The sequence below is a fragment of the Streptomyces sp. NPDC003393 genome (genome assembly GCF_053589015.1).
The window spans coordinates 122,448-144,573 of record NZ_JBSFRB010000004.1; the positions used below are offsets into that span (position 1 = coordinate 122,448).

The window sequence follows — 22,126 nt, forward strand, 5'->3', positions numbered from 1 at the left end:
CCCCGGCAGGGCGTGGGTCGCCGGCCCCGTCCGCACACGCTGAGGCACCCCGAGTGAGCACGGCCCCGTCCAGGGACGGGGCCGTGCCGCGTTCGGCGAGGAACTTCCGGGATCCGGGGCAGTTCTTACCGGTAGGGGAGGCGTGATGCCGAACAAGCCTGTAGCTTCCGGGCATCGCGGATCGGATCGCGGATCAGGTATCGGGGACTGGGGGGTTGCTCGATGGGAGTGCGGCTCATGGTGGTCGACGACCACCGATTGCTCGCCGAGGCGCTGGCCTCGGCGCTGAAGCTGCGGGGGCATCGCGTGCTGGCCGCCGCGGCACCGGCGGCGGGCGCGGCGGACCTGGTGATCAGCCGCGCGCCGGAGGTGTGCCTGCTGGGCACGGCGGCACCGGCCGAGCAGGGAGCGTTCGACCCGGTGGTGAAGATCAAGCGGGAGCGCCCGCAGGTGGCGGTGGTCGTCCTCGGCCCCGTTCCCTCCCCGCGCGGCATCGCGGCGGCCTTCGCCGCGGGCGCTTCCGGCTACGTACGGCACGACGAGCGCATAGAGGGCGTGGAACGCGCGATCATGAAGGCGCGTGCGGGGGAGGCGGCGGTGGCCCCGCAGCTGTTGCAGGGGGCCTTCGGCGAGTTGCTCAACCCGGCCGTCCAACCGGACGACGAGGGCCAGCGCCTGCTGCGGATGCTCACGGCGCGGGAGGTGGAGGTCCTGGTCCGGGTCGCCGAGGGCGAGGACACCCGGCAGATCGCGGCCGGCATGGGCATCGCCCCCAGCACCGCCCGTACCCATGTGCAGCGCGTCCTGATGAAGCTGGGCGTCGGCTCCCGCCTCGAAGCGGCGGCCCTGGCCGCCCGCACGGGCCTGCTGGACCGCGCGAGCCGGCCGACATGACCGTGGGCGGTCACGCCGCCCAGGTGGCTGCGGGCGCTCGGCGCGCCCGCAGCCGGGTCGTCACTCGGAATCGGTCCCCTGGGGCGGAGCCACGGGCCGCAGCTTCAGCCACACCAGGAAGAACACCCCCAGCACCAGCATCCCGATGCCGGTCCACAGGTTGATGTTCACTCCCTGCGCCTTGTCGATCGCCGCCTGCGAGTCCGTGATGCCGGTGATCGTCACGATGATCCCGTACAGCACGAACAGCCCGCCGATGATCCGCCGGAGATCGAAGATCCGCGCGGCGGTCGCGGACTTGCCCTCCAGTTCGGAGACTTCCCGCTGCACATCCTGCTCGGAGTACCCGGAGGGTTCGTACTGCCCGGAGCGGCGTGCGGAGTTCTCGGAGTCTGACATGGTCTTCCAATCCTCCCGCGATCAGAACGAGAACGGGATGTAGCAGAGGGCGGCGAGGACGACGGCGCCCCACCCGAGCAGCGCGGGCCTGCGGTACCAGGCCTCGTCACCGGGCGCGGCCGGCTCGGCCATGCCCGGCGAGCGGGTGCCGTAGACCAGGCCCTGCAGTTCCTCCCGCGGCCGGGGCCTGGTGAACAGCGACACCGCCACCATGACCACCGCGCCGGCGACGAACCCGGCGATCGCGGAGACGAAGTTGGCGCCCTGGTCGGTGGGGATGTCGATGACGCCCTGCTGGTAGAGGACGAAGTAGTTCACCATCGCCGCGGTCGTGCCGGCGAGCAGCCCCCAGAAGCCGGACTTCTTCGACGCGCGCTTCCAGAACATGCCGACGATGAACACCACGAACATCGGCACGTTGAAGAAGGAGAACAGCGTCTGGAGGTAGCTCATGATGTTCGAGAACGACGACGCCAGGAACGCCGTGCCGATCGAGGCGAGCACGCCGATCGCGGTGATCAGCCGCCCGAACCGCACGTAGTAGGTGTCCTCGCGGCCCTTGACGACGTACTTGGCCCAGATGTCGTTGGTGAACACGGTGTTGAACGACGAGACGTTCGCCGCCATGCCGGCCATGAAGGCGGCGAGCAGACCGGTCACGGCGATGCCGAGCACGCCGTTGGGCAGCAGCTCCTGCATCAGGTACGGAATGGCGTCGTTGTACTGCAGGTCGGAGCCGGAGGTGCCGATCTTCGGCACCAGGGCGGCGGCGACCAGGCCCGGGATCATCACCAGGAAGACGATGAAGATCTTCGGGAACGCGGCGATCAGCGGGGTGCGCTGGGCGGCGGAGAGGTTCTTCGCGGACAGTGCGCGCTGCACCTCGGCGAAGTTGGTCGTCCAGTAGCCGAAGGACAGCACGAAGCCGAGGCCGAGCACGATGGTGAGCCAGTTGGCGCCGAGCGGGTTGGCGTGACCGATCCCGGTGCCGCCCCAGGCGGTGGTGAAGTTCTCGCCGTGGGCGGCGGTGAGCTTGTCGGTCAGGCCGTCCCAGCCGCCCACCTTCTTCAGGCTGAGCACCACGATCGGGATGAGGGCCGCGAGGATCACGAAGAACTGCAGCACCTCGTTGTAGATCGCGGAGGACAGCCCGCCGAGGGTGATGTAGGCGAGGACGAAGAAGCCGGCGACCACGATCGCCACCCACTGCGGCCAGCCCAGCAGCGCCTCCACGACGATCGCGAGGGCGTACAGGTTCACTCCGGCGATCAGGATCGCTGCGAAGGCGAACAGGATCGAACTGAGCAGATGTGCGCCCCGGTCGAAGCGCAGCAGCAGGAACTCGGGCACCGAGCGCACCTTGCTGCCGTAGTAGAAGGGCATCATCACCAGGCCGAGGAAGACCATGGCGGGGATGGCGCCGATCCAGTACCAGTGCACGGTGTACGCGCCGTACTGGGCGCTGTTGGCGGCCATGCCGAGGATCTCGGTGGCGGCCAGGTTGGCGGAGATGAACGCCAGCCCCGTGATCCAGGCCGGCAGGGAGCGGCCGGAGAGGAAGAAGTCGAGGCTGGTCTTGACGGAGCGGCGCGCCGCGAAGCCGATGCCGAGGACGACCACGAAGTAGATGGCGAGGATCGCGTAGTCCAGGCCATTGGTGGGGAGTCGTAGCTCCGCCGCCAGGTAGGCGGGTGCGTATGTGGGGGTTTGCATGAGAACTCGCTTCGTCGCGCGAACTGATCCAGCGGGGAAACTACGCTCCTGCCTTCAGGAAATGAACACTTTTGTTGGTGGTCTTTGTTTGATTGTGATGTGGGGGGCGGCCGGAAGGGCGACGAGGCAGGGGTGGTGAGTTGTGATGTGTTATGTTTGATTGTGTTGGGTGATGAAGTGCGGAGCGGACCTGGATCCGGTAGGGAGTCCGACAGTGAAGAAGACCTCGACCCGGCTGGCCGACGGTCGTGAGCTCATCTATTACGACCAGCGGGACGACACCGTTCGTGACACTGCCGACCGCCGGCCCCTGGAACGGACCGTCACCACCTCCGAGATCCGCCGGGACGAGCTGCTCGGCGACGCGGTGGCCGTGGCCTCCCACCGCCAGGGCCGCACCTACCACCCGCCGGCCGACGAGTGCCCCCTGTGTCCCAGCAAGGGCGAGCGGCTGACCGAGATCCCCGACTCCGCGTACGACGTGGTGGTGTTCGAGAACCGCTTCCCGTCGCTGGCCGGTGACTCCGGCCGCTGCGAGGTCGTCTGCTTCACCTCCGACCACGACTCCTCCTTCGCCGACCTGACCGAGGAGCAGGCCCGGCTGGTGCTGGACGCCTGGACGGACCGCACGTCCGAACTGTCCCATCTGCCCTCCGTCCAGCAGGTGTTCTGCTTCGAGAACCGGGGCGCCGAGATCGGTGTCACGCTGGGACACCCGCACGGCCAGATCTACGCCTACCCCTTCACCACCCCGCGCACCGCGCTGATGCTCCGCTCGCTGGCCGCCCACAAGGACGCGACCGGCGGGGAGAACCTCTTCGACGCCGTCCTGGCCCGGGAACTCGCCGACGAGCGCATCGTCCTGGAGAGCGAACACTGGGTGGCCTTCGTGCCGTACGCCGCGCACTGGCCCTACGAGGTGCACCTCTACCCCAGGCGCCGCGTCCCGGACCTGCTCGCCCTGGACGAGCCGGCCCGCTCAGAGTTCCCCCGGGTCTATCTGGAACTGCTGAGGCGCTTCGACCGGCTCTTCGGCGAAGGTGAGCCCCCGACGCCCTACATTTCCGCCTGGCACCAGGCACCGTTCGGCGCGCTGGAGGAGTTCGACGGAGTCGTCCGCGAGGACTTCGCGCTCCACCTCGAGCTTTTCACCATCCGGCGCACGTCCGGCAAGCTGAAGTTCCTCGCGGGCTCCGAGTCCGGCATGAGCGTCTTCATCAACGACGTGCCGCCGGAGCGCGCGGCCGAGCGACTGCGGGAGGTAGCGAGTTCATGAGCGGGAAGTACCTGGTGACGGGCGGCGCGGGCTACGTGGGGAGCGTGGTCGCCCAGCACCTGCTGGAGGCCGGGCACGAGGTCGTCGTGCTCGACAACCTCTCGACGGGCTTCCGCGAGGGCGTGCCCGCGGGCGCCGCCTTCGTCGAGGGCGACATCCGCGACGCCGCCAAGTGGCTGGACGCCTCCTTCGACGCGGTGCTGCACTTCGCGGCGTTCTCACAGGTCGGCGAGTCGGTGGTGAAGCCGGAGAAGTACTGGGACAACAACGTCGGCGGCACCATGGCCCTGCTCGGCGCCATGCGCGCGGCCGGCGTGAAGAAGCTGGTCTTCTCCTCCACGGCCGCGACCTACGGCGAGCCGGTGAACACCCCGATCACCGAGACCGACCCGACGGCCCCGACCTCTCCCTACGGCGCCTCCAAGCTCGCCGTCGACCACATGATCACCGGCGAGGCGGCGGCCCACGGCCTGGGCGCGGTCTCGCTGCGCTACTTCAACGTGGCCGGCGCCTACGGCACGTACGGCGAGCGCCACGACCCCGAGTCCCACCTGATCCCCCTGGTCCTCCAGGTCGCTCAGGGCCGCCGCGACGCCATCTCGATCTACGGCGACGACTACGCCACCCCGGACGGCACCTGCGTCCGCGACTACATCCACGTGGCGGACCTGGCCGAGGCCCATCTGCTCGCCGTACGGGCCGCCGTCCCGGGCGAGCACCTGATCTGCAACCTCGGCAACGGCAACGGCTTCTCCGTCCGCGAGGTGATCGAGACGGTCCGTCAGGTCACCGGCCACCCGATCCCGGAGGTCGTGGCCCCGCGCCGGGCCGGCGACCCGGCGGTCCTGGTCGCCTCGGCCGCCACCGCCCGCGAGAAGCTCGGCTGGAACCCGTCCCGCGCGGACCTCGCGGGCATCGTCGCGGACGCCTGGGAGTTCGCGCAGCACATCGCGAGGGAGCAGTAGTGGCCGCGGAACAGACGGAAGAGACCCGGCGGGCCCGGGAGACCAGGGAAGACTTCACGGCCCTCTACGGCGCCGCACCGGACGGAGTCTGGGCGGCGCCGGGCCGCGTCAACCTGATCGGCGAGCACACCGACTACAACGACGGCTTCGTGATGCCCTTCGCGCTGCCGCACGTCACGATCGCCGCGGTGGCGCGGCGCGAGGACGGCGTGCTGCGCCTGCACTCGGCGGACGTGCCCGGCGGCCCGGTCGAGCTGCGCGTCGACGACCTGGCGCCCGGGTCGGACAAGGACTGGACGGCGTACCCGGCGGGCGTGGTCTGGGCCCTGCGCGAAGCCGGCCACGCGGTGACGGGCGCGGACGTGCACCTGGCGTCGACGGTCCCCTCCGGCGCGGGCCTGTCCTCCTCGGCGGCGCTGGAGGTCGTGGTCGCCCTCGCCCTGAACGACCTGTGCGCCCTGGGCCTGAAGGGCCGGCAGCTGGCCCGCCTGTGCCAGCGCGCCGAGAACGTCTACGTCGGTGCCCCGACCGGCATCATGGACCAGACGGCCGCGGCCTGCTGCGAGGCCGGCCACGCCCTGTTCCTGGACACCCGCGACCTGTCCCAGCGCCAGATCCCCTTCGACCTGGCGGGCCGGGGACTGCGCCTGCTGGTGGTGGACACCCGGGTCAAGCACGCCCACAGCGACGGCGAGTACGGCAAGCGCCGCGCCGGCTGCGAGAAGGGCGCGGCCCTGCTCGGCGTGGACGCCCTGCGGGACGTCCCCTACGACGGCCTGGACGCGGCCCTGGAGCAGCTGGGCGACGAGGAGGAGGTCCGCCGCCTGGTCCGCCACATCGTCACCGAGAACCAGCGCGTCGAACGGGTCGTCTCCCTCCTGGAGTCCGGCGACCCCCGCGCCATCGGCCCGGTCCTGACCGAGGGCCACGCCTCCCTGCGCGACGACTTCCGCATCTCCTGCCCGGAACTGGACCTCGTCGTCGACACGGCCCTGAGCACGGGCGCGCTGGGAGCGAGGATGACCGGCGGCGGCTTCGGCGGCTCGGCGATCGTCCTCACGGAGGAGACGGAGGTGCCGGCCCTCACGAAGACCATCGAGGACGCCTTCGCCCGCGCCGGCTTCACCACTCCCCGAGTCTTCGAGGCGGTCCCCTCGCCGGGAGCCCGACGACTGACCTGACCCCCACCGACCACGCGGCGGCGCCATCCGGCCACTGGCGCCGCCCGCGCGTCTTCCAGGGCCTGCGGTTCAAGATGCGGGCAGGAACTGCCCCCACGTAGTACGAAATTCCCCAACCGTAAGCGTGTTGGGTGGCCCCGGCGAAGTCGGGCCCACCCGTCGAGTGGCACGTCACTGCGACAGACCCCTACCGCTATCGCCTACCAACTGACCAGACACGCCTAAGCGCTGGCCCAGTACAAGGGTTCGCGTGGTTCTCCCGAGGAGCTGCCCCGCTACGGGGAACGGTGACGCGGGACGAGGCCGGCATCCTGAGCTGCTGTCAGCGCAGCGGCTTGATCAAGGTGAACTCCGTGACGCCCGGCGGGTAGTCGGGGATCGCGCACACCACCTTGTAGCCGTGTCGGCGGTAGAACTCCGGGGCCTGGAAGTCCCAGGTCTCCAGGCGGGCGCCGCGGCAGCCGCGTGCGTCGTGGGCGATGCGTTCGGCGCGGGTGAGGAGGCGGGAGCCGAGGCCCTCGCCCCGGTGCGGTGCGTCGACCCAGAGGTAGGTGACGTGCAGCCAGGTCGTCCAGGTGTGGCCGACCAGGCCGCCGGCCAGACCGCCCGATTCGTCCAGGGCCCAGACGTGCAGGGGGAGGTCGCGTTCGGCGGGGGTTCCGCGCAGGGCGGCCAGGACCGGGGAAGCGGCCGTGTTCGTGTCGCGGAGGCGGGAGCGGAGCAGATCACGGCGCTGCTTGTCGACTTCTGCCTCAATACGAAACATGCGGCACACCCTAAACGCGCCGGGCGGTCAGTTCTGCGAATCGCCTTCCCCTTGCGGTCCCCGGCCGTACTCTGAGGAGCGGTGCCGGTGGGGGCCGGTGCCGATCAGGGGGCGAGACAGCCGGGTACGACGCCCGAAGTGGGGGTAACTGTTCCGCATGGCGGCGGCCGTGCGGCGGTGGCGCCCACCCCAGGCGTCGTGCCCGCGCCGGTGAGAGCGGTCGGTGCTGCCGGCGGTGTCAGCCGTGCCGGCGGCGCCGGTGGCGCCGAGGTCTCGGGACAATGGGAATCCCCTGCTCCACGAGGAGCCTGGGGAAGGGGGTTTCAGTGGTGCGTATCCGCGTTCTGGTCGTCGACGACCACCGTATCTTCGCCGAGTCGCTCGCCGCCGCGCTGGCCGCGGAACCGGACGTCGACGTCTCCGCCGCCGGGTCCGGACCGGCGGCGCTGCGCTGCCTGGAACGGGCCGGCGCCGAGGGACGCCGCTTCGACGTGCTGCTCGTCGACGCCGATCTCGGCGGGAACGTGCCCGGGGGCCGGGCCGCCGTGCCCGTCCAGGAGGGCAACGCGGACGGGCTGGTGGACGGGATCTCCCTGGTCGCCGGCGTACGCGGCGCGCACTCCGGGGTGCGTACCGTCGTCCTCGCCGAGAAGGACGACCCGCGTCGGGCCGCGCTCGCCCTCCAGGCCGGCGCCTGCGGCTGGGTGGCCAAGGACTGCTCGCTGTCGCGGCTGCTCACCGTCATCCGGGGGGTGCTGCGCGACGAGACCCATCTGCCGCCCGCCCTGCTCACCGGCGTCCTGCGGGAGCTGACCGCCGCGCGCAAGCACCGCACCGAGAGCGAACGGCTGGTGGAGTCCCTGACGCCGCGCGAGCGTGAGGTGCTGCGCTGCATGGTCGCGGGACTGGGGCGCAAGGCCGTAGCCGAGCGCCTGTTCCTGTCCCCGCACACCGTGCGCACGCACATGCAGAACGTCCTGGGCAAGCTCGGCGTGCACTCCACGCTCGCCGCCGTCGCCCTGGCCCGCCGGGCCGGGGTCGGGCCGGCCGACCTGGCCGGGGAGGACCACCTAGCCGGGGATGTTGTCGAACGGGGCGGTCAGCTGGCGTAGCAGTCCGGCGAGTTCGGCGCGCTGGGCGGAGGAGAGTTCGGCCAGGAGCGTGCGTTCCTGGTCCAGCAGGCCCGCGAGCGACCGGTCCGCACGGTCGCGGCCCTCCTCGGTGAGCCGGACCAGCACACCGCGCCGGTCGCTGGGGTCGGGCAGCCGCTCCACCAGGCCCTTCTTGGCCAGCCGGTCGATGCGGTTCGTCATGGTGCCCGAGGTGACCAGGGTCTGGGTCAGCAGTTGCCCGGGGGAGAGCTGGTACGGCGCTCCCGCGCGCCTGAGCGCGGTCAGCACGTCGAACTCCCAGGGCTCCAGGCTGTGCTCGGCGAAGGCCAGCCGGCGCGCGCGGTCCAGGTGCCGGGCCAGCCTGCTCACCCGGCTGAGCACCTCGAGCGGTTCCACGTCGAGGTCAGGGCGCTCCCGCCGCCACGCCGCGACCAGCCGATCGACCTCGTCCTCCATGCGATCAGTGTAGTGGTTGTGTCGATGTGAAGTCTCTTGATATCAACTATCTTGGAATCAAGATACAGGGAGGCCGTCATGCCCGCAGAAAGCGCCCGCCGAGCCCGCCGCGCCGACAGTCCCACCTGGGACCCCGCCCAGTACCTGCGCCACGCCGGCCACCGGGCCCGCCCGTTCACCGACCTCGTCGCCCGCATCCCGGACCTGCCCGCGGACCCGCGCCCGCCCCGCGTCGCCGACCTCGGTTGCGGCCCCGGCAACGTCACCGTCCTCCTCGCGGACCGCTGGCCCACCGCGCACATCACCGGCTACGACAACTCGCCCGAGATGCTCGACAAGGCCGTGGTGGACCACGAGGGCCCCACCCCCGGCGGCGGCCGCCTCGATTTCACCGCTGCCGACGCCCGCACCTGGACGCCCACGGAGCCGTACGACCTGATCGTCAGCAACGCCACCCTCCAGTGGGTGCCCGGGCACGTGGAGCGTTTCGCCGACTGGGTGGCGGCCCTGAAGCCGGGCGGGGTGTTCGCCTTCCAGGTGCCCGGCAACTTCTCCGCCCCCAGCCACCGGCTGATGCGCGACCTCGCGGGTTCCGCGCGCTGGCGCGACCGCCTCGGCGACGTGCTGCGGCACGAGGACGCGGTGCTCGCCCCCGAGGCGTACCTGGAGCGGCTGACCGGGCTGGGCTGCGCGGCCGATGTGTGGGAGACGACGTACATCCACCTGCTGAGCGGCCAGGACCCGGTGCTGGACTGGGTGAAGGGCACGGGCCTGCGCCCGGTCCTCACGGCCCTCGCCGACGACCCGGAGGCCCGCGACGCCTTCCTCGCCGAGTACCGGGCCGCGCTGCGCGAGGCCTACCCGGCCGGCCCGCACGGCACCCCGTTCCCGTTCCGCCGACTCTTCGCCGTCGCCGTCAAGGAGGCGTGACCCATGCTCACGGCCATCGACCACGTCCAGCTCGCCGCCCCGCCCGGCTGCGAGGACACGCTGCGGGCGTACTACGCGGGTGTTCTCGGCATGACGGAGATCCCCAAGCCGCCGGTGCTGGCCGCGCGCGGAGGCTGCTGGTTCCAGGCCGGGTCCGTCCAGCTCCACCTGGGCGTCGAGAAGGACTTCCGCCCGGCGAGGAAGGCCCACCCCGGCCTGAGGGTGACGGACATCGAGGCGTACGCAGCACGGCTGGCCGCCCGGGGCGCACCGGTCACCTGGGACGACAACCTGCCGGGCCATCGGCGTTTCTACTCCGAGGATCCGGTGGGCAACAGGCTGGAGTTCCTCGAAGAGCTCAGGCCCTCCGGCCGAGGTGCGTGACCAGGATGCGGATGGTGTCGTCGTCGATGACGTACAGGACCCGGTACTCGCCGACCCGGAGGCGGCGAATGTCCAGGCCGTACGGCATCGACCCGGCGGGACGTGGATCGCGGGCCAGATCGTCGATCACGTCCAGGACCCTGGCGAGGCCGGCTGGGTCCTCCTTCAGGAACCGCGCCGCAGCGTCCAGGGCGTGAGGTTCGAAGACGATCTCGTAGGTCATGGCTTCTCGAGCCCCAGTCGCCTCCGGACCTCCGCCATGGGGATGCCCTCGCCCAGCGTTCCCTCGGCCTTCCGCCGCTGGTAGTCGGAGACGGCCAGGGCGTCCTCAAGATCCTCTATCACCTGGGGAGACACGAGGAGTGCGGCCACGTGCCCGTGGTCCGTCAGAGCGATGGTCTCGCGACTGTGGGCCGCTCGGCGGACCAGGTCACCGAGCTGGGAACGGGCAGCGCTGATCGCAATCTCAGTCATGCCCGAATGGTGTCACAAGATTAATCTTGCGGTCTATTGATGTCACTCGGTGGAGTGCTCTCAGCTCTTCCGGTGCCCTATCAGCCGCGGCTTCGGCTCCAGGCCGTCCAGACCGTGCCACGCCAGGTTCACCAGGTGCGCGGCCACCTCCGCCTTCTTCGGGCGGCGCACGTCCAGCCACCACTGGCCGGTCAGGGCGACCATGCCGACCAGCGCCTGGGCGTAGAGCGGGGCGAGCTTCGGATCGAAGCCGCGCGACTTGAACTCGCGGCCCAGGATGTCCTCCACCTGGGTGGCGATGTCGGAGATCAGCGACGCGAAGGAACCCGTGGACTGTGGGATCGGGGAGTCCCGGACCAGGATGCGGAAGCCGTCCGTGTACTCCTCGATGTAGTCCAGGAGCGCGAAGGCCGCCTGCTCGCACAGCTCCCGCGGATGGCCGGCGGTCAGCGAGCTGGTCACCATGTCCAGCAGGCGCCGCATCTCGCGGTCCACCACCACCGCGTACAGGCCCTCCTTGCCGCCGAAGTGCTCGTACACCACCGGCTTGGACACCCCGGCCTTCGCCGCGATCTCCTCCACCGACGTGCCTTCGAAACCCTTCGCCGCGAACAGGGTGCGACCGATCTCCAGCAGCTGCTGGCGGCGCTCGGCACCGGTCATCCGGGTGCGGCGGGTGCGCCGCGGCTTGTCGCTGCTGGGGGTGCTGGAGTCGGTCGCCACGGCGTCAATCATGCCGCCTCGGCGGTCTCCTTCCGGCGCCGGGAGCCGCGTTCGTCGGTGTTCCGGCGGGAATCGATACGCGAGCGTGACGGCCAGCGCACGTCGTACGCCCAGCCGAGCTGCTCGCACCAGCGGATGATCCGGGCGGAGGAGTCCAGCTGGCCGCGCTCCACGCCGTGCCGGGCGGAGGTCGGGTCGGCGTGGTGCAGGTTGTGCCAGGACTCGCCGCAGGACAGGATCGCCAGCCACCACACGTTGCCCGAGCGGTCCCGCGACTTGAACGGTCGCTTGCCCACCGCGTGGCAGATGGAGTTGATCGACCAGGTCACGTGGTGCAGCAACGCCACCCGGACGAGCGAACCCCAGAAGAACGCCGTGAGCGCACCCCACCACGACATCGTCACCAGGCCGCCGATCAGCGCCGGCAGCAGCAGCGACACGGTCGTCCACAGCACGAACTGACGGGAGATCCGCCGCATCACCGGGTCCTTGATCAGATCCGGCGCGTACTTGTCCTGCGGGGTCTGCTCCTCGTCGAACATCCAGCCGACATGGGCCCAGAACAGGCCCTTGACCAGAGCCGGGATCGTCTCACCGTACTTCCACGGCGAGTGCGGATCGCCGTCCGCGTCCGAGAACTTGTGGTGCTTGCGGTGATCGGCCACCCAGCGCACCAGCGGGCCCTCGACCGCCATCGACCCCGCGATGGCCAGCGCGACCTTCAGGGGCCGCTTGGCCTTGAAGGAGCCATGCGTGAAGTGGCGGTGGAAACCGATCGTGATGCCGTGGCAGCCGAGGAAGTAGAAGAAGACCAGCAGACCGAGATCCAGCCAGCTCACCCCCCACCCCCAGGCCAGCGGCACCGCGGCGAGCAGCGCCAGGAACGGAACGGTGATGAACAGCAGCAGCGTGATCTGCTCGATCGAACGCTTCTGCTCGCCGCCCAGAGTGGCGGTAGGCGTCACGCCGACGGCCGCCTCCGGGGCGTCGTCGAGCACATCGGAGGAGCTTGTGGTCATGGGCGTCCTCTGTGGGGTCGAGGGTTGTGACAGATGCCGGTGGTGCCGGTGGTGCCGTGGGGTTTCGGAAACGACCAGCTCCCTACGGTTCCGTAACCTACGGCGACGTAAGTATGGCAGTGCGTCGCCGCGCGGCAAGAGCCCCTGGCCTGCGCGTCCCGGCCGACACCTAGACTTGGTGTCGGTCGGACAGCGCGGTCCGCTCTGAAGATTCCTTCCCGGATGCCCGGTCCGTATGCGGCAGCCGCCGCGCGGCACCCATCCGAGTTCCCTCCCAGACGTGCTTCAACACTGCAAGGAGCCGCACCTGTGAGCAGTGCCGACGACCAGACCACGACCAGCAGCGAGCTGCGTGCCGACATCCGCCGACTGGGCGACCTCCTGGGGGAGACCCTGGTGAGGCAGGAGGGCCCCGAGCTCCTCGACCTGGTCGAGAAGGTGCGCCGCCTCACCCGTGAGGACGGCGAGGCCGCCGCCGAACTGCTGCGCGGCACCGAACTGGAGACCGCGGCCAAGCTCGTCCGCGCCTTCTCCACCTACTTCCACCTCGCCAACGTCACCGAGCAGGTCCACCGCGGACGCGAACTGCGCGCCCGTCGCGCCGCCGAGGGCGGTCTCATCTCCCGCACCGCCGACCGGCTCAAGGACGCCGACCCCGACCACCTGCGCCAGACCGTCCAGCACCTCAACGTGCGCCCGGTGTTCACCGCGCACCCCACCGAGGCCGCGCGCCGCTCCGTCCTCAACAAGCTCCGGCGCATCGCCGCCCTCCTGGAGACCCCGGTCCTCGAATCCGACCGCCGTCGCCTGAACACCCGGCTGGCCGAGAACATCGACCTCGTCTGGCAGACCGACGAACTGCGCGTCGTCCGCCCCGAACCCACCGACGAGGCCCGGAACGCCATCTACTACCTCGACGAACTCCACGCCGGCGCCGTCGGCGACGTCCTGGAGGACCTCACCGCCGAACTGGAGCGCGTCGGCGTCAAGCTCCCCGACGAGACCCGCCCCCTCACCTTCGGCACCTGGATCGGCGGCGACCGCGACGGCAACCCCAACGTCACCCCCGACGTCACCTGGGACGTGCTGATCCTCCAGCACGAACACGGCATCAACGACGCCCTCGACATGATCGACGAGCTGCGCGGATTCCTCTCCAACTCCATCCGCTACAGCGGCGCCACCGACGAACTGCTCGCCTCCCTCCAGGCCGACCTCGACAACCTGCCCGAGATCAGCCCCCGCTACAAGCGGCTCAACGCCGAGGAGCCCTACCGGCTCAAGGCCACCTGTATCCGGCAGAAGCTCGTCAACACCAAGCAGCGCCTCGCCAAGGGCACCCCCCACATGGCCGGCCGCGACTACCTCGGCACCGCCGAACTCCTCGCCGACCTGCGCATGGTCCAGGACTCCCTGCGCGCCCACCGCGGGGGCCTGTTCGCCGACGGTCGCCTCGCCCGCACCATCCGCACCCTGGCCGCCTTCGGCCTCCAGCTGGCCACCATGGACGTCCGCGAACACGCCGACGCCCACCACCACGCCCTCGGCCAGCTCTTCGACCGGCTCGGCGAGGAGTCCTGGCGCTACGCCGACATGCCCCGCGAGTACCGCACCAAGCTGCTCGCCAAGGAACTCAGGTCCCGCCGCCCGCTCGCCCCCACCCCGGCCCCCGTCGACGCCGCCGGAGCCAAGACCCTGGGCGTCTTCCAGACCATCAAGCGGGCCCTGGAGGTCTTCGGGCCCGAGGTCATCGAGTCCTACATCATCTCCATGTGCCAGGGCGCCGACGACGTGTTCGCGGCGACCGTCCTGGCCAGGGAGGCCGGACTGATCGACCTGCACGCCGGCTGGGCCAGGATCGGCATCGTGCCGCTGCTGGAGACCACCGACGAGCTCAAGGCCGCCGACACCATCCTGGAGGACATGCTCTCCGACCCCTCCTACCGGCGCCTGGTCGCGCTGCGCGGGGACGTCCAGGAGGTCATGCTCGGCTACTCCGACTCCTCCAAGTTCGGCGGCATCACCACCTCCCAGTGGGAGATCCACCGCGCCCAGCGCCGGCTGCGCGACGTCGCCCACCGCTACGGCGTCCGGCTGCGCCTCTTCCACGGCCGCGGCGGCACCGTCGGCCGCGGCGGCGGCCCCACCCACGACGCCATCCTCGCCCAGCCCTGGGGCACCCTCGAGGGCGAGATCAAGGTCACCGAACAGGGCGAGGTCATCTCCGACAAGTACCTCATCCCGGCGCTGGCCAGGGAGAACCTGGAACTGACGGTGGCCGCCACCCTGCAGGCCTCCGCCCTGCACACCGCCCCCCGCCAGTCCACCGAGGCCCTCGCCCGCTGGGACGCGGCCATGGACGTCATCTCCGACGCCGCCCACGCCGCCTACCGCGCCTTCGTCGACGACCCCGACCTGCCGACGTACTTCCTCGCCTCCACCCCGGTCGACCAGCTCGCCGAACTGCACCTGGGATCCCGCCCCTCCCGCCGCCCCGGCTCGGGCGTATCGCTCGACGGCCTGCGCGCCATCCCCTGGGTGTTCGGCTGGACCCAGTCCCGGCAGATCGTCCCCGGCTGGTTCGGCGTCGGCTCCGGACTCAAGGCGCTGCGCGAAGCCGGCCTGGACACCGTGCTCGACGAGATGCACGAGCAGTGGCACTTCTTCCGCAACTTCGTCTCCAACGTCGAGATGACCCTCGCGAAGACCGACCTGCGCATCGCCCAGCACTACGTCGACACCCTCGTCCCCGACGAGCTGCGGCACGTCTTCGACGTCATCAAGGCCGAGCACGAGCTCACTGTCGCCGAGATCCTCAAGGTCACCGGCGAGCGCGAACTCCTGGACGCCCAGCCCGTCCTGAAGCAGACCTTCGCCATCCGCGACGCCTACCTCGACCCGATCTCCTACCTCCAGGTCGCCCTGCTCAAGCGGCAGCGCGACGCGGCGGCGGCGAGCGAGGAAACCGACCCGCTGCTGTCCAGGGCGCTGCTCCTGACCGTCAACGGCGTGGCGGCCGGCCTGCGCAACACCGGCTGACCGGGACCGTCAGCACCACATGAGGGTGGGCCCGGGATCCGCGCGGATCCCGGGCCCACCCTCATGTCCGTTCCGTGGTGTCAGCCGCGGCGGGCCCGGCGCCGCAGCACCAGGAAGCCACCCGCCGCGACCAGCGCGGCCGCCACACCCGACAGCAGCCCCACCGGGGCGCTGCTGCCCGTCTCGGCGAGGTCGCCGCTCGCGCCGCCCTGCGCGGACGGCGAGGAGGAGGCGGCGGGAGCCGCGCCCGAGGTGGCCGGGGCCGAGGACGTGGCCTCCGCCGTCGGCGTCGCGGAGCTGTCCGGCGCGGGCGTGGTGGACCCGCTCGGCGTGGAATCGGATCCGCCGGGGGTGGTGCCGGGCGAGCTCGGCGTGGAGCCGGAGCCGCCCTCCTCGGACCCGCAGTCCGTCCAGAAGACCTTGTGCTTCGCACGGCCGTTCTCGCCGTCGAAGTTCCAGAACAGCTTGTAGTGGCCGTCGGGCAGCGACAGGTCCTCCGTGCGGCCGTGGCCGTCGGCGTCCAGGGTGATGTCACCGGACTTCACGGTCTCGCCCTTGACGTCGGCGGTCGGCGCCCACGCCTCGATGTGCCAGTCCACCTCCTGCCCGCCGTCGAATCCGAAGGCGTCCAGGTAGAAGGTGCACACGTGCGGTTCGTTCCGGCGCAGTTCCTCGCCGGTCTTCGCGTCGTGGATCTTCACGGTGCCGTTGTCACCGTGGTGGGAGTTCTGCGAGGCGGCGTGCGCGAGGGGAGCCATCGCGAGCGCCGCCGAGACACCGGCGGTCACCGCGCCGGCGCGGATCAGGGTACGCATGGGGCAGTCCATCTTCGAGAAGCGAACAGGAAGATGTGGAGGGGGCCACTCAGCTTCCCAGCCGCACCCCCAGCCCCGTCAATCACAAACCGGGAACAAAGACGGACCCCGGCGGCATGCCTTGCCCCCGAACCGGTCAAAGCGCCAGAAACGCCGCGGTCAGCAGCGCGACCCCCGACCCGCCCAGCACCCACGCGACCCGGGTCAGCCGCAACCCGCCCGCCACCACCACCGAGGCCAGCAGCAGCGCACCGCCCAGCGGGGCCCACGCGTACAGGATCCCGGCCGGACCCGAACGCAGCACCCGGTCGGTGCCCGGCTTCACCACGACGCTGTACGTCCGCCCCTTGTGCACCGCCGCCGAGCCGATCTCCACCCGGTCCCTGGCCTTCGACCCCGGCGACAGGGGCGTGTACGGGCCGCTGCACGTGTCGTGGGCGCACCGCGTCACCTCGACCGTCCCCCGCTCCCGCCCCTTGGTCAGCATCACGTACGGCGCGGTGCTCCAGGACGCCCACACACCCGCGATCAGCAGGAGCACGGTGACCGCGCCCATCGCGGCGACCCGCCCGAACCGCAGCGCGGCGAACGAGGCCGTACGCGCGGGCTTGCGGTCCCTACGACCGGGCTTGCGGGGCGTACGGGCCTGACGGGAACGGCTGCGGGCGGTGGCTGCGGCGGCAGGCATGGCCGGGATCATTGGCCATTCCCGTACGCCCGGTCAACTCCCGCCGAGGCCGGCCACCCGACAAGTCAGGAGTTGTACGCGCTTTGCGCCCGCTCCAGGCCCTCGGCCAGCAGACACTCCACCGAGTCCGCCGCCCGGTCCACGAAGTAGTCCAGCTCCTTGCGCTCCGCCGCCGAGAAGTCCTTCAGCACGAAGTCGGCCACCTGCATACGGCCCGGCGGACGTCCGATCCCGAACCGCACCCGGTGGTACTCCGCACCCATCGCCTTCGTCATCGACTTCAGGCCGTTGTGCCCGTTGTCCCCACCGCCCAGCTTCAGCCGCAGAGCGCCGTAGTCGATGTCCAGCTCGTCATGGACCGCCACGATGTTCGCCACCGGAACCTTGTAGAAGTCCCGCAGCGCGTTCACCGGACCGCCCGACAGGTTCATGTACGACATCGGCTTCACCAGGACCACCCGGCGGCTCTCCGGGCCAGGCGGACCGATCCGGCCCTCCACCACCTGGGCCTGTGCCTTGCCCGCCCGCTTGAACCGGCCACCGATACGGTCGGCCAGCAGATCCACCACCATGAACCCCACGTTGTGCCGGTTCATGGCGTACTCCGGTCCGGGATTGCCCAGGCCGACGATCAGCCAAGGGGCGTTCGCGGAACTCGCCGGGGTGGTCACGTCTGCCTCTCCTTGATACGCGCCGGCCGCCGCTCCCCCTACCGGAGTACGGGAAGCAGCGGCCTGTTGAAACGACGACCGGCCGGGATCAGGCCTCCGCGGCCTCTTCGCCCTCGGCGCCCTCGCCCTCGGCGGCCTCCTCGGCCTGCGCCTGGAGGACCTGGAGGACGACCGCGTCCTCCTCGACGGCCAGCGTCACACCGCTCGGCAGGGTGATGTCCTTGGCGTGGACCGAGGCGCCGGCCTCGAGACCCTCGATGGACACCGTGACGGCCTCGGGGATGTGGGTGGCCTCGGCCTCGACCGGCAGCGCGGCCAGGACGTGCTCCAGCAGGTTGCCGCCCGGGGCCAGCTCACCCTCGGTCTGCACCGGGATCTCGACCGTGACCTTCTCGCCGCGCTTGACCAGCAGCAGGTCGACGTGCTCCAGGAAACCCTTCAGCGGGTCGCGCTGCACGGACTTCGGGATCGCCAGCTCGTTGGTCTTGCCGTCGATGTCCAGGGAGATCAGGACGTTCGGCGTACGCAGCGCCATCAGCAGGTCATGACCCGGCAGCGTCAGGTGCAGCGGCTCGGAACCGTGGCCGTAGAGGACACCCGGAACCTTGTCGTCACGGCGGATGCGGCGCGCGGCACCCTTGCCGAACTCGGTACGGGTCTCGGCGGCGAGCTTCACCTCGGACATACTTCTCACTCCTCGTAGAAATAGGGGACATGGTCACCCGGCCACACGAACGGCCTGCTACGAAGAGCGCGTCGATTACGGACCGCCGCATCCGCCCGAAGACGGCCACGGCCTCCCTCGCCGAGCAACTCGAGAAGTCTACTCGCAGAAGGAGGCCGTACCCAAAACGATCTGACAGAACCCGTGAAGGGTCACAGAATGATCGTTACTGCTCGTCGAAGAGGCTCGTCACCGAACCGTCCCGGAACACCTCACGCACCGCCCGCGCGATCGTCGGCGCGATCGACAGCACCGTGATCTTGTCCAGCTCCAACTCGCCCGGCGTCGGCAGCGTGTTCGTGAGCACGAACTCGCTCACCTGCGAGTTCTTCAGCCGGTCCGCGGCCGGACCCGACAGCACACCGTGCGTCGCCGTCACGATGACGTCCTCCGCACCGTGCGCGAACAGGGCGTCGGCGGCGGCGCAGATGGTCCCACCGGTGTCGATCATGTCGTCCACCAGGACGCAGATACGGCCCTTCACGTCACCGACGACCTCATGCACCGTGACCTGGTTCGCCACGTCCTTGTCACGCCGTTTGTGCACGATCGCCAGCGGCGCGCCCAGCCGGTCGCCCCAGCGGTCCGCCACCCGCACTCGGCCGGCGTCCGGCGACACCACCGTCAGCTTCGAACGGTCCACCTTGCTGCCCACGTAGTCCGCGAGCAGCGGCAGCGCGAACAGATGGTCCACCGGACCGTCGAAGAAGCCCTGGATCTGATCCGTGTGCAGATCCACGGCCAGGATGCGGTCCGCACCCGCCGTCTTCATCAGATCGGCCACCAGACGCGCCGAGATCGGCTCACGGCCACGGTGCTTCTTGTCCTGCCGCGCGTAACCGTAGAACGGCACGATGACCGTGATGGAACGAGCCGACGCACGCTTCAGCGCGTCGATCATGATCAGCTGCTCCATGATCCACTTATTGATCGGAGCCGTGTGGCTCTGGATCAGGAAACAGTCCGCGCCACGCGCCGACTCCTGATAGCGCACATAGATCTCACCGTTGGCGAAGTCGAAGGCCTTCGTCGGGACGACCCCGACACCCAGCTCGTCGGCGATTTCCTCGGCAAGCTCGGGGTGGGCGCGGCCGGAGAAGAACATCATCTTCTTCTCGCCGGTCGTCTTGATCCCGGTCACAGCAGTGTCTCCTCAGAGGGTGTTCGCAGCTGGATGTCGAGATGACCTCATGAGCCGTGTCAGACCGCGGTAAGAGGCCGTCTCAGCTGGTGGGGGTGCGGGTGTGCACTTATCACGGTACGCCGTGTTTGGCGCACCCGTGTCCCGTCAGGCCTCGCCCTCACTCTTCGGCGACACCGCCTCGGCCGCCTTCGCCGCCGCACTGCCCGGACGCTTTCGCGCCACCCAACCCTCGATATTCCGCTGCTGACCACGGGCCACGGCCAACGAACCGGGCGGTACGTCACGAGTGATCACGGACCCGGCAGCGGTGTACGCACCGTCCCCGATCGTGACAGGCGCCACAAACATGTTGTCCGAACCGGTACGACAGTGCGACCCGACCGTCGTGTGGTGCTTGTCCTGCCCGTCGTAGTTCACGAACACGCTCGCGGCACCGATGTTCGTGTACTCGCCGATCGTGGCGTCACCGACGTAGGACAGATGCGGAACCTTCGTCCCCTCGCCGATCGAGGCGTTCTTCGTCTCCACGTACGTACCCACCTTGGACTTCAGCCCCAGACGTGTACCCGGCCGCAGATAGGCGTACGGCCCCACCGACGCCTCCGGGCCCACCACGGCCCCGTCGGACACGGTGTTGTCCACCCGCGCACCCGCCCCCACCCGGGTGTCCGTCAGCCGGCTGTTCGGACCGACCACACTGCCCTCGGCCAGATGCGTCGAGCCGTGCAACTGCGTCCCCGGCAGCACCGTGACGTCCTGCTCGAACGTCACCGTCGCATCCACCCAGGTCGTCGCCGGATCGACGACCGTCACACCGGCCATCATCGCGGCCGTCAGCAGCCGGTCGTTCAGGATCCGCCGTGCCTGCGCCAACTGCACACGGTTGTTGATCCCCGCGATCTCCCGGTGATCGCCCGCCACACAGGCACCCACCCGGTGACCGGCCTCCCGCAGGATCCCGAGCACATCGGTGAGGTACTCCTCACCCTGGCTGTTGTTCGTCCGCACCTTGCCCAGCGCGTCCGCCAGCAGCCGCCCGTCGAACGCGAACACCCCGGAATTGATCTCCCGGATCGCCCGCTGCGCCTCGGTCGCGTCCTTGTGCTCCACGATCGCGGTCACGGCGCCGCTGTCGCCGTCGCGCACGATCCGGCCGTACCCGGTGGCGTCCGGCACCTCGGCGGTCAGCACCGTGACGGCGTTGCCGTCCTCGCCGTGCGTCTCGGCGAGCTTCCGCAGCGTCTCGCCGGTGAGCAGGGGGGTGTCCCCGCAGACGACGACCACGGTCCCGTCGACGGCCCCGCCGAGCTCCTCCAGACCCATCCGGACGGCGTGCCCGGTGCCCTTCTGCTTCTCCTGCACAGCGGTACGGACCTGGGGGTCGACCTCCGCCAGATGCGCGGTCACCTTCTCCCGCGCGTGCCCGACCACGACCACGAGGTTCTCGGGCTTCAAGTCACGCGCGGCCGCCAGCACATGACCGACCAGGGAGCGGCCACAGATCTCATGCAGGACCTTCGGTGTGGCCGACTTCATACGGGTGCCCTCACCCGCTGCGAGAACGACGACGGCTGCCGGGCGAATGGCGCTCACGGGATGCCCTTCGGCTTTGGGGTGGGGTGGACATCCGCAGGATAGCGGGGCGGGGGGAGGGGGAGACGAGAGCGGGTCCTGACCCTGTGGGGTCAGGACCCGAACCTACGGCTCCCGGGGAAGGAATCGAACCCTCATTCAAGAGACCAAAACTCTTTGTCCTACCATTAGACGACCCGGGATGGTTTGCCTGCTATGTCCGATTCTCTAGATCGGTTGCAGGTGCAGCCCCTACTATGCCGTACCAGGCGCCCTCCATGCGACGGTATAGGTGGGCGCTCTGTCGGACGTAGATCATGAGGCAGCCGTGGTAGGCCTCGCCGGTGTTCTTGCGAACCGTTCGAGGGTTGTGCTTCTTGAGTGTGGCCCTGCTGAACGAGGCCACATCGACGCCAACGACATCGGCCCAATACTTCTCGGCGGCTTCGGTGTTCGCGGATTCGTGAATGCTCACGCGCAAGGTCAGGCGTTCACGTCCCACCTCCAGCAGGTCGAGCCAACGGAGGAAGAGCCTGATCACGTTCGGGTCGCTGTTGATGAACTGCAGGACCTCGGCGCGGCGGTACGGCTTGGACTTTGCTCCCTCGGCCCAATAGAGGGCGACGCCTGCAATGAAGAGCTCGCGCTGTGACAGCTCACCGATCGCAGAGCTCGCTGCCTGTTGTGTGGCCCGCCGCTCTTGTTCACGGGTAGCGCGTAGGCGCGCAAGCCCGGCGTTCATGCGCGCTCGCTGCTCTTCGGGCGTGCAGCGGGGCTCCGGTTTCGGTAGATCCCGTACCCACAGCGAGACGGAGCTCTTGGAGCAGCCCAGCTCGGCCTGGATCTGGTTGTACGTCCACCCCTGCCTGCGCAGCTCTCGCGCTCGCTCGCACATGTCGTCCTTGGCTCGCGGGCGCTTCGTCCACTCCGGCGGCGGCTCGCCCTCCACCAGGCGCTGAAGGATCTCCTTGTTGTGGACCTGAAGCTCGTCCCGGATCTGCCGAAGGCTGTAGCCCCCGCGCCGCAGTGCGACCGCCCGCTCCCGCAGCCCCTCGAAGTCGGCGTATTTGTCGTTCGTTCGTGCCATAGGCATACCGTCCGGATGGAATGCCTGGTTCCGGGCTCGAACAGAAGATGTTCAGCAGTTCGAGGGATTTCGATCAGGCCTGCTGTCGTTCGGA

At 69.9% G+C, this 22,126-nt stretch carries 23 protein-coding genes and 1 tRNA gene; 8 read left to right on the top strand and 16 right to left on the bottom strand.

Features of this window, described 5'->3' with window-relative positions; translation table 11 throughout:
* The first annotated feature begins 222 nt into the window (after nucleotides 1–222).
* A complete protein-coding gene (locus tag ACWDUZ_RS06000; protein WP_451630573.1) occupies nucleotides 223–894 on the top strand; it encodes a helix-turn-helix transcriptional regulator in 672 nt (223 codons plus the stop codon).
* Nucleotides 895–954: 60 nt separating this feature from the next.
* Here the strand turns inward: ACWDUZ_RS06000 and ACWDUZ_RS06005 are convergent, their stop codons facing one another.
* Together ACWDUZ_RS06005 and ACWDUZ_RS06010 are read right to left on the bottom strand one after the other, a co-directional pair.
* Nucleotides 955–1,293, bottom strand: coding sequence for a hypothetical protein (locus tag ACWDUZ_RS06005; protein WP_451630574.1), 339 nt, complete (start codon nucleotides 1,291–1,293; stop codon nucleotides 955–957).
* A gap of 21 nt (nucleotides 1,294–1,314) precedes the next feature.
* Nucleotides 1,315–3,006: a sodium:solute symporter family protein gene (locus ACWDUZ_RS06010; RefSeq protein WP_451630575.1), complete on the bottom strand. Its 1,692-nt coding sequence runs from the start codon at nucleotides 3,004–3,006 to the stop codon at nucleotides 1,315–1,317.
* 214 nt (nucleotides 3,007–3,220) lie between these two features.
* Between ACWDUZ_RS06010 and galT the strand changes: the two genes are divergently transcribed.
* From galT to galK, 3 genes are read left to right on the top strand one after another with little or no spacing between them, the layout of a single operon-like run.
* The gene (gene galT, locus ACWDUZ_RS06015; protein WP_451630576.1) at nucleotides 3,221–4,282 is read left to right on the top strand and encodes a galactose-1-phosphate uridylyltransferase; all 1,062 of its coding nucleotides are present in this window, start codon (nucleotides 3,221–3,223) and stop codon (nucleotides 4,280–4,282) included.
* Complete coding sequence (galE, locus tag ACWDUZ_RS06020; protein ID WP_451630577.1) at nucleotides 4,279–5,247, top strand: UDP-glucose 4-epimerase GalE; 969 nt, start codon at nucleotides 4,279–4,281, stop codon at nucleotides 5,245–5,247. Before galT ends, galE begins: the two co-directional genes overlap by 4 nt.
* Entirely contained in the window at nucleotides 5,247–6,428 is a 1,182-nt protein-coding gene (gene galK, locus ACWDUZ_RS06025; protein ID WP_451630578.1) for a galactokinase, read from the top strand. The genes galE and galK overlap by 1 nt, the downstream gene beginning before the upstream one ends.
* 322 nt (nucleotides 6,429–6,750) lie before the next feature.
* Here the strand turns inward: galK and ACWDUZ_RS06030 are convergent, their stop codons facing one another.
* The gene (locus ACWDUZ_RS06030; RefSeq protein WP_451630579.1) at nucleotides 6,751–7,194 is read right to left on the bottom strand and encodes a GNAT family N-acetyltransferase; all 444 of its coding nucleotides are present in this window, start codon (nucleotides 7,192–7,194) and stop codon (nucleotides 6,751–6,753) included.
* Between the two features lie 326 nt (nucleotides 7,195–7,520).
* Here ACWDUZ_RS06030 and ACWDUZ_RS06035 point away from each other — a divergent pair, with 326 nt between their 5' ends.
* Nucleotides 7,521–8,306, top strand: a complete 786-nt coding sequence (locus tag ACWDUZ_RS06035; RefSeq protein WP_451630580.1) for a LuxR C-terminal-related transcriptional regulator — start codon at nucleotides 7,521–7,523, stop codon at nucleotides 8,304–8,306.
* Here ACWDUZ_RS06035 and ACWDUZ_RS06040 read toward each other — a convergent pair.
* Nucleotides 8,265–8,762, bottom strand: coding sequence for a MarR family winged helix-turn-helix transcriptional regulator (locus ACWDUZ_RS06040; RefSeq protein ID WP_451630581.1), 498 nt, complete (start codon nucleotides 8,760–8,762; stop codon nucleotides 8,265–8,267). The genes ACWDUZ_RS06035 and ACWDUZ_RS06040 overlap by 42 nt on opposite strands.
* A 78-nt stretch (nucleotides 8,763–8,840) precedes the next feature.
* On the opposite strand from ACWDUZ_RS06040, the gene ACWDUZ_RS06045 reads away from it, so the two are divergent.
* Both ACWDUZ_RS06045 and ACWDUZ_RS06050 read left to right on the top strand, forming a co-directional pair.
* Nucleotides 8,841–9,692: a trans-aconitate 2-methyltransferase gene (locus ACWDUZ_RS06045; RefSeq protein WP_451630582.1), complete on the top strand. Its 852-nt coding sequence runs from the start codon at nucleotides 8,841–8,843 to the stop codon at nucleotides 9,690–9,692.
* A gap of 3 nt (nucleotides 9,693–9,695) precedes the next feature.
* Nucleotides 9,696–10,076, top strand: a complete 381-nt coding sequence (locus ACWDUZ_RS06050) for a VOC family protein (protein WP_451630583.1) — start codon at nucleotides 9,696–9,698, stop codon at nucleotides 10,074–10,076.
* Here ACWDUZ_RS06050 and ACWDUZ_RS06055 read toward each other — a convergent pair.
* From ACWDUZ_RS06055 to ACWDUZ_RS06070, 4 genes are read right to left on the bottom strand one after another with little or no spacing between them, the layout of a single operon-like run.
* The gene (locus tag ACWDUZ_RS06055; RefSeq protein WP_451630584.1) at nucleotides 10,051–10,299 is read right to left on the bottom strand and encodes a type II toxin-antitoxin system RelE family toxin; all 249 of its coding nucleotides are present in this window, start codon (nucleotides 10,297–10,299) and stop codon (nucleotides 10,051–10,053) included. The two genes, ACWDUZ_RS06050 and ACWDUZ_RS06055, sit on opposite strands and share 26 nt — an antisense overlap.
* Nucleotides 10,296–10,550, bottom strand: a complete 255-nt coding sequence (locus tag ACWDUZ_RS06060) for a type II toxin-antitoxin system Phd/YefM family antitoxin (RefSeq protein ID WP_326802806.1) — start codon at nucleotides 10,548–10,550, stop codon at nucleotides 10,296–10,298. The genes ACWDUZ_RS06055 and ACWDUZ_RS06060 overlap by 4 nt, the downstream gene beginning before the upstream one ends.
* A gap of 60 nt (nucleotides 10,551–10,610) precedes the next feature.
* Entirely contained in the window at nucleotides 10,611–11,285 is a 675-nt protein-coding gene (locus ACWDUZ_RS06065; protein WP_451630585.1) for a TetR family transcriptional regulator, read from the bottom strand.
* A complete protein-coding gene (locus ACWDUZ_RS06070) occupies nucleotides 11,282–12,292 on the bottom strand; it encodes an acyl-CoA desaturase (protein WP_451630586.1) in 1,011 nt (336 codons plus the stop codon). Before ACWDUZ_RS06070 ends, ACWDUZ_RS06065 begins: the two co-directional genes overlap by 4 nt.
* 309 nt (nucleotides 12,293–12,601) lie before the next feature.
* On the opposite strand from ACWDUZ_RS06070, the gene ppc reads away from it, so the two are divergent.
* Complete coding sequence (ppc, locus tag ACWDUZ_RS06075) at nucleotides 12,602–15,331, top strand: phosphoenolpyruvate carboxylase (RefSeq protein ID WP_451630587.1); 2,730 nt, start codon at nucleotides 12,602–12,604, stop codon at nucleotides 15,329–15,331.
* Nucleotides 15,332–15,411: 80 nt separating this feature from the next.
* Here the strand turns inward: ppc and ACWDUZ_RS06080 are convergent, their stop codons facing one another.
* The 8 genes from ACWDUZ_RS06080 to ACWDUZ_RS06115 all read right to left on the bottom strand — a co-directional run bounded on the left by ACWDUZ_RS06080 (nucleotide 15,412) and on the right by ACWDUZ_RS06115 (nucleotide 22,032).
* Entirely contained in the window at nucleotides 15,412–16,146 is a 735-nt protein-coding gene (locus tag ACWDUZ_RS06080; protein WP_451630588.1) for an LPXTG cell wall anchor domain-containing protein, read from the bottom strand.
* A gap of 136 nt (nucleotides 16,147–16,282) precedes the next feature.
* The gene (locus ACWDUZ_RS06085) at nucleotides 16,283–16,846 is read right to left on the bottom strand and encodes a hypothetical protein (RefSeq protein ID WP_451630589.1); all 564 of its coding nucleotides are present in this window, start codon (nucleotides 16,844–16,846) and stop codon (nucleotides 16,283–16,285) included.
* A 53-nt stretch (nucleotides 16,847–16,899) separates the two neighbouring features.
* Nucleotides 16,900–17,505: an aminoacyl-tRNA hydrolase gene (pth, locus tag ACWDUZ_RS06090; protein ID WP_451630590.1), complete on the bottom strand. Its 606-nt coding sequence runs from the start codon at nucleotides 17,503–17,505 to the stop codon at nucleotides 16,900–16,902.
* An 88-nt stretch (nucleotides 17,506–17,593) separates the two neighbouring features.
* The gene (locus ACWDUZ_RS06095; protein WP_451630591.1) at nucleotides 17,594–18,190 is read right to left on the bottom strand and encodes a 50S ribosomal protein L25/general stress protein Ctc; all 597 of its coding nucleotides are present in this window, start codon (nucleotides 18,188–18,190) and stop codon (nucleotides 17,594–17,596) included.
* Between the two features lie 205 nt (nucleotides 18,191–18,395).
* Nucleotides 18,396–19,370, bottom strand: coding sequence for a ribose-phosphate diphosphokinase (locus tag ACWDUZ_RS06100; RefSeq protein ID WP_451630592.1), 975 nt, complete (start codon nucleotides 19,368–19,370; stop codon nucleotides 18,396–18,398).
* Between the two features lie 147 nt (nucleotides 19,371–19,517).
* Nucleotides 19,518–20,966 (bottom strand): bifunctional UDP-N-acetylglucosamine diphosphorylase/glucosamine-1-phosphate N-acetyltransferase GlmU, encoded by a 1,449-nt coding sequence (glmU, locus tag ACWDUZ_RS06105; RefSeq protein ID WP_451630593.1) that lies wholly within the window; start codon nucleotides 20,964–20,966, stop codon nucleotides 19,518–19,520.
* 111 nt (nucleotides 20,967–21,077) lie between these two features.
* A tRNA-Gln gene (locus ACWDUZ_RS06110) sits at nucleotides 21,078–21,148 on the bottom strand.
* An 11-nt stretch (nucleotides 21,149–21,159) separates the two neighbouring features.
* The gene (locus ACWDUZ_RS06115) at nucleotides 21,160–22,032 is read right to left on the bottom strand and encodes a hypothetical protein (RefSeq protein ID WP_451630594.1); all 873 of its coding nucleotides are present in this window, start codon (nucleotides 22,030–22,032) and stop codon (nucleotides 21,160–21,162) included.
* Nucleotides 22,033–22,126 lie beyond the last annotated feature (94 nt).